The following is a 17,355-nucleotide window of genomic DNA, read 5'->3' as shown; positions in this document are numbered from 1 at the left end:
CTTTGTTATAGTGGCGAAAATCAACTCCGACTTGACCATTCTGCTCTTTAGGCCTTAACTATCAGTTAACAACTGTTCGGTGGGAGGGCAGCCATGAAAAAGATCACAAGCAAACTCATTCTCCTGGCGCTAATCATCAACCTTACCGCCTGCGGCACGCTCTTTTATCCTGAACGTATCGGGCAGCGCCACTCCAATGAGGTGGACATTAAAATTGCCGTAGCCGACGGTATTGGCCTGCTATTTTTCATTGTGCCCGGTCTCATCGCATTTGCTGTTGATTTCAATAATGGTTCGATCTATCTGCCACCTCGATATGGTAGTAATGACAAAGGGGTCAAAGTTGTCACTACCGACAGAGAGATCGACAACGAATATCTCGAGGCGATGCTCGATCAGGAGTTCGATATACAGGTCGATCTGGATGCCAGCTCAACGCTAATCGATAAAAACATGTCACTGGATGAGATTCGCTTACTCAACGCTTCTTAGCAGATGCTCGCCTTACGGCCCTAAACAAGGCCGTTAGCTAGCTATCGATCAGCCGCCTCTGAATTTTCCATTGTGTTCAAGGATATCAAATGCACGCGCCATATCAGCTTGCGGCTCTACGAATGTATCGGGCAACTCCAGATCGGGTGTGCTCTCCAGATAACGGCAGAAAAACTCTGCATCGAGCATGGCGAAACCGTTTCCGGCCAGAGAAATTTCGATCTCCTGTCCACTTTCAAGATCGGTGCAGCGAAGATGTTTACCATGCGGAAAGAGCTCCCAGCCATCCGGGCTCTGCTCCAGTGTAAACATATGCTTGGCCAGCGTATCTGCCTCAATGCCATTGGCTTCAGCAACCATATAAGCAAGCTGAGTAGCATCTTTGGCAAAACGTCTGGCCGCTGCGATCAGATCATCGGCCACAGCCATCACCTCCTCTTCGGAGATAAGCTGGATAATGGTGATGCGATGAAACATAGTGGTGGAGCCTGCATCAAAAACCTCGTAATTCTCCGGCACCTCCTCTTTTAACCAGTTGATATGGTCTTCAACCAGCCGCGCAGAAAACATCGCCGGAAAGCGAATCATCAAAGACTTTTCGCGCGAGATAAACGGGATAAGTCGATCACCGGAAGGAACTTTGGAGGGAGACAACCAGGTTTTTGTAACAGTTTCATTCATATGCAAACCATAGCAGAAATATTGAGCTGCGCGCAGCCACCTTTGATGAAGGGCTTATCGTCTGATTTATTCGGGTTGATCAGGTAGCAGGCTATTGATGAATGCTTCGCCATCAAATTCCATCAGATCTTCAAGTGTTTCGCCCACGCCGACATAACGGATTGGCAGTCCGAACCGGTGTGAGAGCTGCAGCACAATGCCACCCTTACCCGATCCATCGAGTTTGGTGACAATCAAACCTGAAGTGCCAGCCACTTCACGGAACTTATCCACCTGCATGACAGCATTCTGGCCTGTACCGCCATCAACAACCTGCCACACCTCGTGCGGAGCCTCCGGATATGCCTTGGTGATCACACGACGCACCTTGGCCAACTCATCCATCAGGCCACGATCAGTCTGTACACGCCCGGCAGTATCGATGATGACCACATCATAATTGCGCGCCACACCGCGCTGAATCGTATCAAAGGCAACAGCAGCCGGATCAGCGCCCTCGTGCTGACGTACCATCTCAGCACCGGCACGTTCCACCCATACAGCCAGCTGCTCAACCGCTGCCGCACGGAAGGTATCAGCCGCACCCACCAGTACCGACTTGCCCTGCTGGCGGAACATCGTTGCAATCTTACCAATGGTTGTGGTTTTGCCGGTGCCATTGACACCAACCACCAGCAGTACAAATGGCCCGCCGGCAGGCATATTTACCGGCTCAACCTCAGGCAGCATGGAGATCATCGACTCTTTCAGTGCCTGCACTGAACCACCGCGACGCTTTCTTGCTTTGTGTACAAGCTCACCGGCCAGCTCACCGCCGCAATCGGCCATAATCAGCCCATCTTCGATATCGAGCCACTCCTCTTCCGAGAGCGCATCAACTGAACCTCCGGGCACCAGTTGCGAGAGCGCATCACGACTACGGGAGAGACCATTTTTTAGTCTGGAAAAGAACGAAGTCATGATTTACTCCCTGAAACCTTTACTTACTTTCGTCATCTTCACTATCCACCGGCATATCGGGAATCCCGATCAGCATCTGTACCACACCACTGACCAGCAACCGGTACTCCGGGGCTCCGGTGGTGTCATGCAGAAGCCCTGAAGCTTCGCCAAGCATCAACTGGCCATGGTTCACCATCACCGCATCAATATCTCCGGCCATACCCTGCTGACCCAGCATAATCAGGCTGCTGCCGGTAGCTGCCACCTCAACCGCGTGATTGAGCATGCGGATGGCGTTTTTATCCTCGCTTTTGGTTGAGATCGCTTTCATCGCTTCAATCAGTACAGAAGCTTTATCGGCAAGCTCCTGGGTCATCTTCATCAAGGGCTTGTTACCACTGCCATATTTATGCATGCGTGCCATCTCAGGCCCACTCATCGCGCGTTTCAGCAGTTCAGAAGACTTGACCAACATCGCCGGGCCATGTTCGATGCCCTGAAGATTCATATCTGCGCCCTGTGTGGCCATCTGCAGGGAGTGGTTCATCAGCATATGCAGGTGATGCAGCTTGGTCGTATAGGAGAGGTTCTGGCGTGCCTGATGCATCTCATGGCGATCAAACTCGCAGGCCGTAAAGCTTAATAGAGAGAAGCAGAGCACAAGCCGTATCACAAATCTCATATTGCCCCCCTATATTGGAAAAACATGCCTAAAAAGTAGTCTATAAACAGATATGGCGCAGATTACATCAAATCGTAATCTGCGCCATCTATCCGTAGCGCCAATAATAAAAGGGTCAGCTTATATCAGTGACCGTGATGACCACCGTGCCCCTCACCATTCGACTCATTCTCACCCGAGCTCTGCTGACGCATATCACGCACCTCTGCATGTACCATCACTGAGCTGCCATCGGACATTTTCAGTGTCAGCATCACATGGTCACCGGCATTCAGTGCGCCTGTCAGCTCGGTCAGCATCAGATGATTACCACCTGTTGCAAAGTGCAGCTCACCATGGGCCGGCACAACCACCTTCTCCATCTTCATCATATGCATCATACCATCATGCATCGACATGCTGTGAAATTCAGGTTTGGCGGCAGCTGAGGATTCAATTGCAACCACTTCGATATCTGCATCACCACTATTTTTCAGCGTCAGGTAACCTGCTGCAGTATCAGCAACAGGTGGCGGCATGCGCACCCAGGCATTTTCCACAGTGATCTCTGCCGCAGCCAATGCTGGCGCAATCATCATCGCAACTGTCAGTAATAACGTTTTAATTCTCATATCATCCTCTCGGTGTTCCGAAAATAGCGGGGCAGCCAAGAGGCTACCCCGCTTCTACCTCTCTTATGCGGTGTAAGCTTTGCACGCCTTGATGCATGTTGCACACGCATCTGCACACGCTTTGCACGAAGCATGTTTTTCATGTTTGCGACACTGCTTTTCACAATCAGCACAAACCTGAATCCCCAGCTCAATCATGGCTTTCAGATGTTTTGAGTTATACGAAGCCAGCTTGGCATGAGCCGTACAGAAAGCCATCGTCTCCTGCACACTGATAGCGCAATCCGCCAGCACTGTATCCCCGGTCTTGAACGAATCAAGACAGTGGTCAATACAAGCCTCGGCAGTTGCCACGCAGTGATGCAGTGATTTGGCCAACTCAAGATGTTTTGCGCCAGCGGCATGGTGATGGTGTGCATCCATACCTGCCGCAATGGCACTGCCACCCAGAGCAGTTGCTGCCACGGCAGTGGCACCAAGCGCACCTGCCCCTTTGAGCATACTGCGGCGCTGTTCAGAAAAGTTATCGTTACTCATCTATATTCCCCTTAGCCTAGAAGTAAGTCGTGGCGCGCAGGAAGAACCAGTGATCGGTGACCTGCTGAATGCCTCTTACGTTCTGATATACAGGCATACGGTACTCACCACTTAGAATCAGTCCATCAGCAGCAATCCACTGGAAGCCGGGTGAGATGAAAACGGAAGCCAGACCGGTGTTGGCCACATTATCGAGCACATTGCCATTTACATTCTGATAAGCGATTTTTCCTGAGGTAGGATCAATGGTGCCATCGGTGTCATCCTTCTGTGAGTAGACACTATTCACATCCAGTTTCACATTAAATTTGGAGGTGATGCGGTAACGGGCAGAAATGTCGGCATTCAGACGGTCGCCCACTTTATAACCCAGGCTGTTGCGCGTAGTGGCATGGTAACTTGCAGAAGGTGAGAGCATCCACTGCGCACCACCATCTTCATGCTCACCAAAGGCAAATGTACCGTTGGCTACCAGGAACGCATCCCATGAATCGGTACCTGCCTGCATCATCATATGTACCAGATCACCCCTTCCGTTGCGCGCTTTGGATTTGCCGGTAGGCGCTTTAATACCCAGACCGAGGGTCAGACGCTCACGAGTACGGATATCGGTATCTTTATACACATCACGCAGATACATCGCAGTCACATCGCCAAGTCCCTGAATGGTATCCATAGTATTGCTAGAGTAACGGATGCCTGCCGGAGTTTTCATGCCCATCATCATCTCCATATCGTTGATGATATACGGTACAGTCAGCATGAAGACATTATCCTCATCCATGCGATAAGCCATGTTGGCAACAATCTTCTGCATGGTCATTTTGGTGGATACGGCATACATCGATCCAAATCCGCGTGCTGCAAGATTATTAATGATAATCTGCTGCGGGCTGATTTTTGATGTCCCCTGTCTGTTGGTTTTCATCAGCATGGTGTCGTACTGCAGTGAGACGGTCAGACCGGTTGCCGAACCGACACCGTCAACACCGGCAGCAATACAGCATGAGAGGCCACACTCACTGGCTTCAGATTGCTGCACCATACCTGCAGTTGATAAAACCAGCGCGCTCGCGATGGCCAAAGATTTTGCGATTTTCATGTTCTCTCCAAATTAATTTTCATCATCTCTAACCTGTATGATGCATCAATCGTCACGATCTCTAAGACGGCGTTCTGTTCACAAACAGTTGCCAAGAGAGTGCTCGAAGCCATGTTTAACAGCAATCATAATCAATACAGGTATGGCGCAACTGAACGGAGATAGAATATCCGACAGCATACGCAAGCAGACCATCAAAAAAGATGGCGTTCAGAATTTAAGAAATCAGGAGATGAGTTGTGGAGGCGGGACTGGGATGCGGGCAGCGCGGTAAAAGAACACCGGTTCAAACCTCACTGCGGCAGCCAGCGAGTCGACACCCATATGAAAAACAGCGGTGTCGATATTATGCGGGGCGAGAAGATGCGGTAGCGAGTCGATGCTATTGTGACAGCCGCAGCCGCACTCAATACGCTCTTTCTGCCAATCATCCTGCAGACCTCTGTGATGATCATGACCAAGATGGGCCTCTTCAAGCCCGTCATCATGGTGAGAAGCATGTTCATCGCCCATCGCCAGGCTGACGGCAAGTTCAGGTCCAGCACAACTTGCAGCTTCCGCTAACGCAGGAACAGAGCTGACACACAACAGTGTTGCAGTCAGAAACAGAGCAAGTACTTTTCGCATGGCGCGGAATGATGGCGTAGTGCAACGTTATCTGCAAGATTCGGGCGCTTGTAACAACTGCTACAGAAGAGGAGAGCCTTATGATTCGTTGGATTACAGTGTTGATCATTACACTGTTGGCATGGACTCCAGCCCATACTGCCGAATTCAAATGGATGGATGAGAGTGGCACGACCTACACGCTGGATTCACTCAAAGGGAAACCTGCACTGGTCCACTTCTGGGCCTCATGGTGCCCCTCATGCCGTGCAGAGATGCCCGCCTTTGCGCAGTGGGTAAGCAATCACCCGCAAATCAAGACAATATCCGTAACGCTGGATCAAAAAGCAGCCAACGCCACAGCTTTTCTGCAAGAGGCCGGCATCGACATGCCGCTTCTGCTTACTGATGAGAATCAGGCACGCAAGCTCGGCGCTCAGGCCCTGCCCACCACCATCATTATTGATGCCGATGGTGAAGTCAGCCAGCTGCACAGAGGGCCGCGCGACTGGAGCAGCAAAGCTTATTCGGATCAGCTACTTAAAAGCCTGCTCCCCGAGGCGCAAAACGCCCCCCTTCACGCTCAGCGTTAACAAATCATGATTCATACAGTTGAAATTTCCGGAGGTTTTATGCGATCAATTCTTATTCTACTCTTACTGGTGATGCCAACCCTGGCTTCTGCCGGTTCATCCAAGGCTGATATCGAAGCCATCACAAAACATTCTGCTGAACTACTGCGTGTTGAGCAGGTGGATGAGGTACGCAAGACCCCGATCAAGGGACTCTTTGAGGTACGCAGTGGCAGAAACATCTACTACTCCGACGCCAAAGGTGACTACTTTGTACTCGGCGCCAGCATCATTGACACCGCTGCCAAAAAGAACCTGACCAGTGCACGTAAAGAGGAGATCAATCGTATCGACTGGTCCAGCCTGCCGCTGGAAAAAGCTGTGCTATCCGGTGACAAAAACGCCAAGCTGAAGCTGGCTATCTTCACCGACCCTGATTGCCCCTACTGCCGCAAGCTGGAAGAGGAGTTGAAAATATTGGAAGGCGTTAAGGTCTACACCTTCCTCTATCCGCTGGTACAGCTGCATCCCAATGCCCGTGCCAAGTCAGCATCGATCTGGTGCAGCAAAGATCAGCATGAAATGCTGCAGAAGGTGATGCTGGAAAACTTCACCCCTGAAGCAGCCACCTGCGACACACCACTTGATGCGATCGCGGCTCTGGCCAAGAAACTGAATATCAACGGCACACCTGCCCTGATCGCCGGTGATGGCCGCATGGTTGCCGGTGGTAAAGCCGCTGCTGATATCAAGAAGTGGCTGGAAAACAGATAACGATTACAAGGATCAAATATGCGCGACACTCGCCAGGCGGATGAACTTCGCCCCGTCTCCATCGACACATCATTCAACCGCTATGCAGAGGGTTGCGCCCTGATCTCATTCGGCCATACCCGCGTATTATGCACAGCCAGTGTGGAGGAGAAGCAGCCCCCCTTTCTGAGAAACACCGACAAGGGCTGGGCCACTGCTGAATATGGCATGCTGCCACGCGCTACCCATACCCGTGGCGGGCGTGAAGCCGCTCGTGGCAAACAGGGTGGTCGTACCGTCGAGATCCAGCGCCTGATTGGCCGCTCGCTGCGCGCAGTTGTCGATCTTGATCTGCTTGGCCCCCGCTCTATCAGCATCGACTGTGATGTACTGCAGGCTGATGGTGGCACACGCACAGCAGCCATTACCGGTTCATGGGTCGCCATGCGTATCGCTGTAAACAAACTACTTGCCGATGGCACACTTACAGAGGATCCGGTGATGGATCAGCTGGCAGCGGTAAGCTGCGGTTTTGTGGAGGGGCAGGCACTTCTCGATCTTCAGTATTCGGAAGATTCACAAGCTGAGATGGATGCCAACTTTATCATGACACCAATCGGTGGTGTGATCGAGGTACAGGCCACAGCTGAAGATAAACCCCTGCACTGGGATCAGTTCATGCAGCTGAAGGTTCTGGCCGATAAGGGCATCTCTGATCTGGCCGAGATCCAGAAACAGGCTGTAGCAAACGCCTGATGAGCGACTACCGATGAAAATCGTCGTTGCCAGCAACAACAAAAAGAAACGCGCTGAAATCCAGGCTATTCTGGGTGCTTTAGGTATCGAACTTGTTTCACCAGAGCAGACCATCTCCGTCGAAGTAGTTGAGGATGCCGATAGCTTCGCTGGTAATGCCAAAAAAAAAGCCGACGCCTTTGCAAAAGCTAATGGCACACCGGCACTGGCCGATGATTCAGGCCTCTGTGTTGATGTCTTAAATGGTGCACCGGGCATCTACTCCGCCCGCTTTGCTGGTGAAAATGCCACTGATGCCGATAACAACATAAAACTGCTCGCTGATCTGAACGGCACAGAAGAGCGCAGCGCCCATTTCGTCTGCGCCCTTCACCTTGCCTTCCCTGACTCCTCGTCTCCCTTAACAGCAGAAGGGAGTGTTGATGGCTCCATTCTTCGTGAACTATCAGGCAACACAGGTTTCGGATATGACCCGCTTTTCTACTGCCCTGAACTAGGCAAAGCCTTTGCGGATTCCACACCTGAAGAGAAAGCATCGGTATCCCATCGTGGTCGCGCCCTGCGCGCAATGGCAGAACGACTCAAAAACCGTGTCTGAGTTCAATGCCGGATGCAGAACATGCCCCCGGCTTGCCTCCTACCTAAAGCAAACAAAGAGAGAACAACCGACTTATCATGCCGCACCTGTCCCCTCCTTCGGGGATGCTAATCCAAAGCTACTCATCGTCGGACTTGCGCCGGGCCTGCATGGCGCCAACAAAACCGGCCGACCGTTTACAGGTGATGCTTCCGGCGAACTGCTCTTTCAAACCCTGTTTGATCTCGGGCTGGCTTCTGCGCCTGAATCAAAAGATGCAGATGACGGTCTACAACTCTTCGGCGTTCGCATCACCAATGCCGTGAAATGTCTACCGCCGCAGAATGCCCCGACAACCGAAGAGGTTAAGAACTGTCTCCCCTATCTTGTTGATGAAATCAAAAACCTGCCGGAATCGTGCAACCTTCTTGCTCTGGGAAAACTTGCACACGATGCTGTACTGCGTGCATACGGATTAAAGCTATCTGCACTGAAATTCGGACACGCCGCAAACCACACCCTTCCCGATGGCAGATGGCTGATCGACTCCTACCACTGCTCCCGCTACAACACCCAGACCAGACGCCTGACTCCAGAGATGTTCAGCGACGTTCTAAAACAGGCTATCCGTTAACAGTTAGAAACAATCGAAGTACTTTTGCTTACTCAGTTCGTAGATATTCAATGTATTGCGTATCCTCAAACAGTACATGGTTAACCAGCAGGCTCCTGATCTCCAGCCCTGTTGCAATCCATATGCGGCCATACTCGGTTGCGTGAATATCTTTAAGAGCCTGCTTGAACTTGCTGATCAGTTCGGCATGAAGTTGTGCATGCTCCTCTCTGGCAGGGTACGATTTTTCGATAAACAGCCGCTCCTCATGCGCGAAGTGGGCAATGGCATCATCCAATATCTGGTTCAAGATGCGCACAACAACAGCTTTATCACGCTGCTGGCTCATGATTTCGTTATTTAGCTCGTTGACCAATCTAATGAAGTTCCGGTGTTCAGCATCAATCTCTGAATTCGACATGCTCAGCTCATCTGACCACTCAATTCTCCATGGCGACACTTCCATAGCAGTCACCCCCTTTACCTATGTGATTAGTTTAGCAGATATTTGCTACAAATGCTCTCTCGAACAGGCAGATATTCGCTATAGAAGCCAGTATCAGCATTTCCGAATTCAATCGTATAAAGGCAACTTGAAAACGGAGAGCTAGATGCCGTAATCGGTGGCTTTGAATCTTTTCATGGCGGCGAAAACTTTATTCGGATATTTCATCCTGCCGAGAGAGCCGTTGTAGGCACCCAGTGCGCGGCTAAGTGTTTTGTAGCGATTGATGTAGATGCGGAGAATGGCACAGCCGTAGCGGATGTTGGTTTCGATCTCCAGCAGGTTATCTTTCTGCTGACCCAGCTCATCTTTCCAGAAGGGCATCACCTGCATCAAACCGATGGCACCGACATTACTCACGGCAAAATGGTCAAAGCGCGACTCTACAGCAATCACACCCAATACCAGCTCAGGAGAGAGGTTAGAGCGTTTACTGTAGACATAAACCCAGCGGGCAATCGCTTCGGCCTCACTCTCATCAGAGACCCATGGTTGAATGGTCTGAATGATATCTTTTACCCATACCGTCTGCTCAAAGTCCGGCTGCTTGGCCGGCTCTTCCGGCTTGAGCATGTTGCGCAGCTCCTCTTTCTCTTCCGGTTTGAAGTCGAGCAGATCAACATTCGTCTCTACCATCTTCTTCACGGCGGTCTGGGCCAGATGCTGCTTATCTTCCGGGCTACTGGTCAGCCAGATCGGAATAGAGACCAGAAAACATGCAACCATCACACCGGCAAGCAGGGCTTTAGGGGAGACCCCGCCCAGCAAGCGTTTCAGGCCATCAGAGTTCAGCTAGAGGCTCCCTGCGCCCTGACGCTGTTCAACATCTCGATGGTTTGCGTGACTGTATCGCTTAGTTTTACTGTAATGCGATCACCACCGCGCAGGCCAATCTCGGCAACGCCATCAGCCAAACCTCGATCTGCGACCACCACCTGCAGTGGCAAGCCGATCAGCTCAGCATCCTTAAATTTCACACCCGGACTGACTTTGCGCTCATCCCAGAGCACATCGATACCGGCATCCTGCAATTGGCGATAGACCGATTCAGACGCTTCGTTCACCTCATCAGATTTACCCATGGTGATCAGGGCAACATGAAATGGTGCCATATCAACAGGCCATTTTATGCCCGAATCATCATTACACTGCTCAACAATCGCAGCCATCAACCGTGATATTCCAATACCGTAACAGCCCATGGTGGCTACGGCACGTCGGCCATTGGGATCCTGGAACATCACCTCCATAGGCTCGGAGTAACGTCTGCCCAGCTCAAAAATGTGTCCCACTTCAATACCACGCGATAGTTCAATGCTGCCACCACAGCGACCACAAAGATCACCGGCACGGGTTTCACGCAGATCAGCAAACACGACATTTTCCAGATCACGTTGCATATCCAGACCACTCAGATGGCTGTCGCGACGGTTGGCCCCAGCCACCAGCCCGACTGCGTCTGTGAGAGAGCTGTCGACAACCACTTTGCAGTTCAACCCTTTCGGGCCGACAAAACCGGTCACGCCGCCAACTGCTTTGATCTCATCATCTGTTGCCAGCTCCAGCCCATCCGCATCCACAGCATGGGCCAGTTTGATCTCCTGCACCTGATCATCACCGCGCACACAGGCCGCTACGATCTCACCATCGGAGTCGCCACCGACAGCACGATAGACCAGCGTTTTCACCAGCTGTGCAATATCGATAGAGAGGAAGCCGGCCACATCTTCAGCACTGGTCACATTCGGTGTGTCTACTTCAGTCAGTTCAGCCGCAGCTCCCTCAGGCAGAATGCGCGAAGATTCTGCCTTCTCAACATTGGCTGCATAATCACAGGCCGAACAATGGGCAATCAGATCTTCACCTGACTCAGCCAATACGTGGAACTCGTGTGAATTGTTGCCACCGATCGAGCCTGTATCGGCTTCAACCGGACGGAATTTAAGACCCAGACGTGTGAAGATGCGATTGTAAGCCTCAAACATATTTTGATACTCGGCTGTCAGAGACTCATCATCAGCATGGAACGAGTAGCCATCCTTCATAATGAACTCACGCCCACGCATCAGACCGAAACGCGGTCTGATCTCATCACGGAACTTGGCCTGAACCTGGTAGAGGTTCATCGGCAGCTGTTTATAGGAGCGCAACTCACGACTTACCAGATCACAGATCACCTCTTCATGGGTCGGGCCCAGACATGACTGGTGACCGTGGCGATCCTCAAACTTCAGCAGTTCAGGGCCATACTTCTCCATGCGCCCCGATTTTTCCCACAGTTCACCCGGCTGCACCATCGGCATCAGCAGCTCCTGAGCACCGGCGCGGTTCATCTCATCACGCACCACAGCCTCGATCTTGCGCAACACACGCAGACCAACGGGAAGATAGTCGTAAATACCGGAGGTGACGCGGCGGATAAAACCGGCACGCAGCAGCAGTTTATGCGAGATCACCTCGGCATCGGCCGGATCATCTCGGAGAGTGGGGACGAACAGTCTTGAATAACGCATGCGCTGAAGGATAGCGGCGCTTCCACCATTCAGATAGCCCTGAGGTGCACCATCTCAGTCGACAGTTCTCACCACCCATCTACAAAAGATGGAAATGGGCTATGATGATGATCTTGTAAGGTTAAACGTGGGAGCTACAGAGAGAGAAAATCTCTGCATATTTTAGATACAGTTCACCCTGCCGCAGCCATCAGCGCGGAGAGCAGATATTCGATCTCTGTTATGCAGCAGATACGAGATTTTCGCTTCCGGAAGCTTCAACGCGCTCTTCGCGATTGACCCTGACTTCACGTGGAGCTTCAATGCCAATGCGCACCTGTCCGCCCTTCACGTTCAGCACCTGAATCTGAATGTTATCCCCGATCGCAATCGATTCGCCTTTTTTTCGTGTCAATATAAGCATGGGTTCTCCTCTGCTTACTTTAATAGACTAATATATCGGAAAGCGCAAGGTTGGGATTAATCAGCAATCGCCGGAGACACTCTCCAGCTCAAAGGCCGCATGCAGAGAACGCACCGCCAGCTCGACATACTTCTCTTCGATGACAACTGTGATTTTGATCTCACTGGTGGTGATCATCTGAATGTTCACACGCTCAGCTGCCAGCGCCTGAAACATCTTCTGCGCCACACCGGCATGTGAGCGCATACCAACACCGATCACCGACACCTTGGCAACGGTGTTATCACCCTTGTAACCGCTGGCGCCCAGCTCTTTGCAGAGGTCGGCCATGATCTTCATGGTTGGTGCGTAATCGCTGCGCGGCACGGTAAAGGTGATGTCGGTATGACCCTCTTCACTGACGTTCTGCACGATCACATCGACATTGATGCCCGCCGCGGCAACAGGGCCGAAGACATTGCTGGCAATGCCCGGATGATCGGGAATCTCCATAATGGTAATTTTCGCTTCGTCGCGATTGTAGGCTACGCCTGAAATAGCAGCTCTTTCCATCGTATCATCCTCTTTCGAAACCATTGTTCCCTGCACCAGATCAAAGCTGGAGCGCAGATGAATCGGCATATCATAACGCATGGCCAGCTCAACAGAGCGGGTCTGCAGCACCTTGGCACCCAGTGAGGCAAACTCCAGCATCTCCTCATAGGAGATATGATCCATCTTGCTCGCCTTGCTCTCAATGCGCGGATCGGTGGTATAGATACCATCAACATCGGTATAGATATCGCAGACATCAGCTTTCACAGCGATGGCCAAAGCCACCGCTGAGGTATCGGAGCCACCGCGTCCCAGCGTGGTGATGTTGCCAGCTTCATCCGTACCCTGGAAACCGGTCACTACCGGCACCTCAAAACGTTCCAGATGTTCAATCAGATGATCGCTCTGCACATCGGTAATGCGTGCTCGGGCATAACTGCTATCAGTTTTGACGCCAGCCTGAGCGCCTGTAAAGGAGTAGGCGGCAACACCGCGCTTCTGTAGCTCCATTGCCAGCAGCGCTGCACTCACCTGCTCACCGGTTGCCACCAGCGCATCAAGCTCACGACAGGCCGGATCACTGGAGATCTCTCCAGCCAGTGCCAGTAGCCGATTGGTCTCACCACTCATAGCCGAAACAACCACGGCGACCTGATTACCGCGTTTTAGTTCGCCCTCAATAATATCTGCAGTGCTGCGGATACGATCAACACTACCGACCGAGGTTCCGCCATATTTCTGTACAATACGCATCAGTGCGTCTCCGCATCATCGGCTGCAACTGTTGCAATACCGACCTTTGTCATCTCAAGCTCGCGCAGGGTATCCAGCACGAGCACTACCCGTTTATGCCTTGCATCCGAATCAGCCCGCAGCACCACCCGCATATTCGGGTCACCCTTGGACACATTAAGAATGCGTTTGCGCAGATCCTTATCATCCACCGCCTCATCCTGAACATAGAGTTGACCTTTGGCATTGATGGCGATGGTCACCTGTTTGGACTCACTCTGTGCGGCAGTGGCCTTGCTGGTAGGCAGATCAAGCTTGAGACTGGATGAGAGATTGAAACTGGTGGAAACCATGAAAAAGATCAGCATCAAAAACACCACGTCGACCAGTGGCGTGATATCCACCAGGTAATCGGCCCGTGATTTCTGGCGAAGCTTCATGCACGTTCGCCTTTCAACAGCTCAACAAAGCGCAGCGCATGCTGCTCGATCTCCAGTACAAATCTGTCCACGCGGGATTCGTAAAAGCGGTAGGCCACCAGTGACGGAATCGCTACCGAGAGGCCGAATGCCGTGGTGTTCAAAGCCTTGGAGATACCACCGGCCAGCACGTCAGCTTTACCGACACCCACCAGTGAGATCTGCTGGAACACTTCGATCATGCCGATCACCGTACCGAGCAGACCAAGCAGCGGTGAAACTGCAGCGATCACACCCAATACGCCGATAAAGCGATCCATGTGCGCCACCTCCTGACGACCGGACTCCTCAAGAATCTCCTTGATCACAGAGCGGTGCACACCGCGATTGGCCAGCGCCACCCAGAGGATACGACTCATGGCCGTGTTATGGCCCTGACAAGTCTGCATCGCAGCCTTCACATCACCTGAGCGCACAGCTGTCTCAATCTTTTTCACTTCGCCCAGCGGAATCACCACGGAACGGCGCAGGCTCCAGCCGCGCTCGATAATAATGGTCAACGACAGCACAGATGCCGCAAGCAGGAAGTACATAACAACGCCGCCCTGCTGGATAAATTCAATCACTCAAGCCTCCATGCGCAAACAATCAATACTGCTGCAGCATCTCTCTTTTCTGCCAATGAAACTGCGCCTGCGATCTCATCAAGATCGAACAACATGCACAACAATGGATAGACATTTCGACTCAGCCCATCTGCAGAGTGGCGGCAATTATGGTGAGGCTAGAGGCAGAAGTCACCCACCACAGGAGAAAAAAGTATCAGTTTCTGCGTTGATAACAGTTAAACCGCCTGTGATCACCTTTTTTCACTGCTTCTGCCACCACTCCAGCGCCATCTCGCGGCGACTCTCGCCACCGAAACCCCACTGCTGCCACTGCATCGTTTCAGAGAATCCAACCAGCACTGCTCCATCGGCTGTATTGGCTATCTCTGCACCGATTTCGCGATAGCGCGACAGCACCCTGGCATCAGGAAAACCGTAGCGATTGCCCACCCCTGTCTGGGCAATGGCCATATCCGGCTGCAGCGCTTGCACAAAGGCAGCAGAGCTGGATGAGCGACTGCCGTGATGTGGCATCAGCATGAGATCAACAGGTTCAGGCCCCTGCAGCAGTTCGTGCTCAACCTCCTGCTCAATATCACCCGGCAGCAGCAACGACTTGCCGCCAGCCAGCGTCACTCTTAAGACCAGTGATGAGTTGTTGCGGTTTTTCGGTGTGAAACCTCGCGGTGGCCACAGCACCTCCACCGCATAACCATCGCCCTCAATCCGATCTGCAAGGGCAAGCCAGCGGATCGGAATCTTCCCCTGCTCAACTATCCTGCGCACAAGCCTGTGCTGACGTGCCGATGGAACGTCGGGCAACCAGACCTCCCCTACACCGTTCAGCCTGTCGATCAATGAGAGAGCGCCACCGAGATGATCAGACTGCGCATGTGATAAGACCAGCCGATCAACATGGGTCACACCCATTGCCCGCAATCCCTCAGCTACTGTTGTACCGCCATTAAAGCGACTGCCCGCCCGCCCCGGCGCATCGATCACCATGACCTGCTTGCCCGGCAACAGCAGTGTCGAGGAGGCCCCCTGTCCGACATCCCACACCACCCAGGTTGGTTGATTCACATCCGACTCATGCAGCAGTGCCGTCAGATAAGCGGCAAGCAACAATGACACGACAACTGCCGAGAGAACCCTTTTCTTCTGCCACCAGAGCACACCTGCAATAGTAAGTCCGACACCATAGAGCAGCGACAGCCACAACTGCGGCACCACCGTTTTAAGTGACCCGGCAGGCAGCTCTGATATCGCAGTGATGATCTTCACCCCGAAACCTGCGCCCCAACCACTGGCCTGCATCAGCAGTGAGGCCAGTGACTCAAATCCGATCAGTGCAGCAAGTTCACCCAGCAGCGCCACAGGCAGCACAAACATTCCAAACAGCGGCACTAATACCAGATTGGCGGGTAGGCCATAGACCGGTAGCGAGCCGAATGTAGTCACCACCATTGGTAGCGTGGCCAGCATCGCCAGCAGTGAACTCCAGAGCAGCAGCCGCAGTGACCTGCGCAAACGATCAGACCATGACGATTCGACCGCCGTTGATGCGTGAACGCCCCACAACAGCAGTGCTGCAGTCGCAACAAAAGAGAGCCAGAGCGAGAGTGATGCAATGGCAGCCGGATCAACCAGCAGAATCAGGCCCAAGGCTGCCAGCAGGATATTGATCGGCTCATGACGTGTTGAGAGCTGCCATGCCAGCACAGCAGCGGCCAGCATCACCGCCGCCCGAATAGCCGGTACAGGCCAGCCCGCCATCATCGCATAAGCAAAAGCAGCGACAAAACCACCACTCAAAGCAATGGATCGAATCGGAAGATTCACAATCCAGGCCTCACGTCGGGTCAACAGCCACCAGAGCAGTGCAAACATCCATGCCGCCGCCATGCCGACATGCATACCTGATATGGCCAGCAGATGCGCTGTGCCTGTCGCAGAAAAGGCACGATTCACCGCTTCACTCACCCGATAACGCTCTGCCAGAAGCAGTGCCGATAACACCCCTTGCTCATCTTTGTCGGCAAAGCTGATTGCTGTACGAATGCGCTGTCGCGCGACCTCCAGCCACGGGATGTTTGCATCGACAGTGCTAATCTCACCACGCACAGAACCAATCAGCGCGATCTGTTGATCAAAGCACCACGCCTTGTAATTAAATGATCCGGGATTGCGATAGTTGCGGGGAAGACGCCAGCGCGCCGTGGCCTCAATCCTCTGACCTGCCACGGGCATCGTTTCCTGTTTGCCATAACTGTAGAGCAGCACCTTGCCGGAGATAGATTGCCCATCATCCCGGACAGGGGAATCCAGCAGCAGTCGCGTGGATATGCCTGTTTTCTCCACCTTCTCAACCGAGGCACTAAAATGAACATTGCCGCTTAACCAAGGCTCACCTACTGCCACATGCCGCGCATCAATCAGTAGATCAGCACCACCCCAAAGCGCGGCAACCAGAAGAATAGCAGCCAGTGTTTTTTTCCTGAGAACCAAAAGCAGAACAAGAAGAGCAGAGAGAGTGATTGCAGCAATCATTGGCGCAAACAGATCAGTTCGCACCAGTGCCAGCCCCACAGCCCATACCACGACAGGCCAGAGCAACGGCAATCGCCGAACATCGAAAACGTTTCCTTCCATCTTAATCAGATCATAGACGGTTTTAACGTCCACTGCCCAACAAGCCGAGTGTGACGCATCAGTCA

The 17,355-nt window shown here is 52.5% G+C and carries 21 protein-coding genes; 6 read left to right on the top strand and 15 right to left on the bottom strand.

Annotation, left to right across the window (positions count from 1 at the left end):
• Positions 1–93: 93 nt before the first annotated feature.
• A complete protein-coding gene (locus tag F3F96_RS01120; RefSeq protein ID WP_176961412.1) occupies positions 94–492 on the top strand; it encodes a hypothetical protein in 399 nt (132 codons plus the stop codon).
• 48 nt (positions 493–540) lie between these two features.
• Here F3F96_RS01120 and F3F96_RS01115 read toward each other — a convergent pair whose 3' ends face one another.
• The 7 genes from F3F96_RS01115 to F3F96_RS01085 all read right to left on the bottom strand — a co-directional run bounded on the left by F3F96_RS01115 (position 541) and on the right by F3F96_RS01085 (position 5,674).
• Complete coding sequence (locus F3F96_RS01115; RefSeq protein ID WP_176961411.1) at positions 541–1,173, bottom strand: hypothetical protein; 633 nt, start codon at positions 1,171–1,173, stop codon at positions 541–543.
• A 66-nt stretch (positions 1,174–1,239) separates the two neighbouring features.
• Positions 1,240–2,133, bottom strand: coding sequence for a signal recognition particle-docking protein FtsY (gene ftsY, locus F3F96_RS01110; RefSeq protein WP_176961410.1), 894 nt, complete (start codon positions 2,131–2,133; stop codon positions 1,240–1,242).
• 19 nt (positions 2,134–2,152) lie between these two features.
• Positions 2,153–2,797: a hypothetical protein gene (locus tag F3F96_RS01105; RefSeq protein ID WP_176961409.1), complete on the bottom strand. Its 645-nt coding sequence runs from the start codon at positions 2,795–2,797 to the stop codon at positions 2,153–2,155.
• Positions 2,798–2,922: 125 nt separating this feature from the next.
• Entirely contained in the window at positions 2,923–3,408 is a 486-nt protein-coding gene (locus F3F96_RS01100) for a copper chaperone PCu(A)C (RefSeq protein WP_176961408.1), read from the bottom strand.
• A 63-nt stretch (positions 3,409–3,471) separates the two neighbouring features.
• Complete coding sequence (locus F3F96_RS01095; RefSeq protein ID WP_206675239.1) at positions 3,472–3,945, bottom strand: Csp1 family four helix bundle copper storage protein; 474 nt, start codon at positions 3,943–3,945, stop codon at positions 3,472–3,474.
• Between the two features lie 16 nt (positions 3,946–3,961).
• Positions 3,962–5,047 (bottom strand): hypothetical protein, encoded by a 1,086-nt coding sequence (locus tag F3F96_RS01090; protein ID WP_176961407.1) that lies wholly within the window; start codon positions 5,045–5,047, stop codon positions 3,962–3,964.
• A 225-nt stretch (positions 5,048–5,272) separates the two neighbouring features.
• Positions 5,273–5,674 (bottom strand): hypothetical protein, encoded by a 402-nt coding sequence (locus tag F3F96_RS01085; RefSeq protein WP_176961406.1) that lies wholly within the window; start codon positions 5,672–5,674, stop codon positions 5,273–5,275.
• Between the two features lie 80 nt (positions 5,675–5,754).
• On the opposite strand from F3F96_RS01085, the gene F3F96_RS01080 reads away from it, so the two are divergent.
• Genes F3F96_RS01080 through F3F96_RS01060 form a run of 5 tightly spaced genes read left to right on the top strand, consistent with a single transcriptional unit; the run spans position 5,755 to position 8,945 of the window.
• A complete protein-coding gene (locus F3F96_RS01080) occupies positions 5,755–6,246 on the top strand; it encodes a TlpA disulfide reductase family protein (RefSeq protein WP_176961405.1) in 492 nt (163 codons plus the stop codon).
• Positions 6,247–6,285: 39 nt separating this feature from the next.
• Positions 6,286–6,999: a DsbC family protein gene (locus F3F96_RS01075; protein WP_176961404.1), complete on the top strand. Its 714-nt coding sequence runs from the start codon at positions 6,286–6,288 to the stop codon at positions 6,997–6,999.
• 18 nt (positions 7,000–7,017) lie between these two features.
• Positions 7,018–7,734: a ribonuclease PH gene (gene rph / locus F3F96_RS01070; RefSeq protein WP_176961403.1), complete on the top strand. Its 717-nt coding sequence runs from the start codon at positions 7,018–7,020 to the stop codon at positions 7,732–7,734.
• Between the two features lie 13 nt (positions 7,735–7,747).
• A complete protein-coding gene (gene rdgB / locus F3F96_RS01065) occupies positions 7,748–8,332 on the top strand; it encodes an RdgB/HAM1 family non-canonical purine NTP pyrophosphatase (protein WP_176961402.1) in 585 nt (194 codons plus the stop codon).
• Entirely contained in the window at positions 8,325–8,945 is a 621-nt protein-coding gene (locus F3F96_RS01060; protein WP_176961401.1) for a uracil-DNA glycosylase, read from the top strand. Before rdgB ends, F3F96_RS01060 begins: the two co-directional genes overlap by 8 nt.
• Positions 8,946–8,973: 28 nt before the next feature.
• Here the strand turns inward: F3F96_RS01060 and F3F96_RS01055 are convergent, their stop codons facing one another.
• The 8 genes from F3F96_RS01055 to F3F96_RS01020 all read right to left on the bottom strand — a co-directional run bounded on the left by F3F96_RS01055 (position 8,974) and on the right by F3F96_RS01020 (position 17,323).
• The gene (locus F3F96_RS01055; protein WP_255461133.1) at positions 8,974–9,390 is read right to left on the bottom strand and encodes a bacteriohemerythrin; all 417 of its coding nucleotides are present in this window, start codon (positions 9,388–9,390) and stop codon (positions 8,974–8,976) included.
• 141 nt (positions 9,391–9,531) lie between these two features.
• Positions 9,532–10,197 (bottom strand): lytic transglycosylase domain-containing protein, encoded by a 666-nt coding sequence (locus tag F3F96_RS01050; protein WP_241697578.1) that lies wholly within the window; start codon positions 10,195–10,197, stop codon positions 9,532–9,534.
• Between the two features lie 20 nt (positions 10,198–10,217).
• Positions 10,218–11,942, bottom strand: coding sequence for a proline--tRNA ligase (locus F3F96_RS01045; protein ID WP_176961399.1), 1,725 nt, complete (start codon positions 11,940–11,942; stop codon positions 10,218–10,220).
• Positions 11,943–12,162: 220 nt separating this feature from the next.
• On the bottom strand, positions 12,163–12,345 hold the full coding sequence (gene csrA, locus F3F96_RS01040; RefSeq protein WP_176961398.1) for a carbon storage regulator CsrA: 183 nt from the start codon (positions 12,343–12,345) through the stop codon (positions 12,163–12,165).
• Positions 12,346–12,405: 60 nt separating this feature from the next.
• On the bottom strand, positions 12,406–13,632 hold the full coding sequence (locus F3F96_RS01035; protein ID WP_176961397.1) for an aspartate kinase: 1,227 nt from the start codon (positions 13,630–13,632) through the stop codon (positions 12,406–12,408).
• On the bottom strand, positions 13,632–14,051 hold the full coding sequence (locus F3F96_RS01030) for a biopolymer transporter ExbD (protein WP_176961396.1): 420 nt from the start codon (positions 14,049–14,051) through the stop codon (positions 13,632–13,634). The genes F3F96_RS01035 and F3F96_RS01030 overlap by 1 nt, the downstream gene beginning before the upstream one ends.
• Positions 14,048–14,656, bottom strand: coding sequence for a MotA/TolQ/ExbB proton channel family protein (locus tag F3F96_RS12395; protein WP_176959468.1), 609 nt, complete (start codon positions 14,654–14,656; stop codon positions 14,048–14,050). The genes F3F96_RS01030 and F3F96_RS12395 overlap by 4 nt, the downstream gene beginning before the upstream one ends.
• 243 nt (positions 14,657–14,899) lie before the next feature.
• The gene (locus F3F96_RS01020) at positions 14,900–17,323 is read right to left on the bottom strand and encodes a DNA internalization-related competence protein ComEC/Rec2 (protein ID WP_370465478.1); all 2,424 of its coding nucleotides are present in this window, start codon (positions 17,321–17,323) and stop codon (positions 14,900–14,902) included.
• Between the last annotated feature and the right edge of the window lie 32 nt (positions 17,324–17,355).

The organism is Mariprofundus sp. NF, from assembly GCF_013387455.1.
In the GTDB taxonomy this organism is placed as follows: domain Bacteria; phylum Pseudomonadota; class Zetaproteobacteria; order Mariprofundales; family Mariprofundaceae; genus Mariprofundus.
Note: the sequence above shows the minus strand (reverse complement) of the source record. Positions and strands in the feature narration are given on the sequence as shown.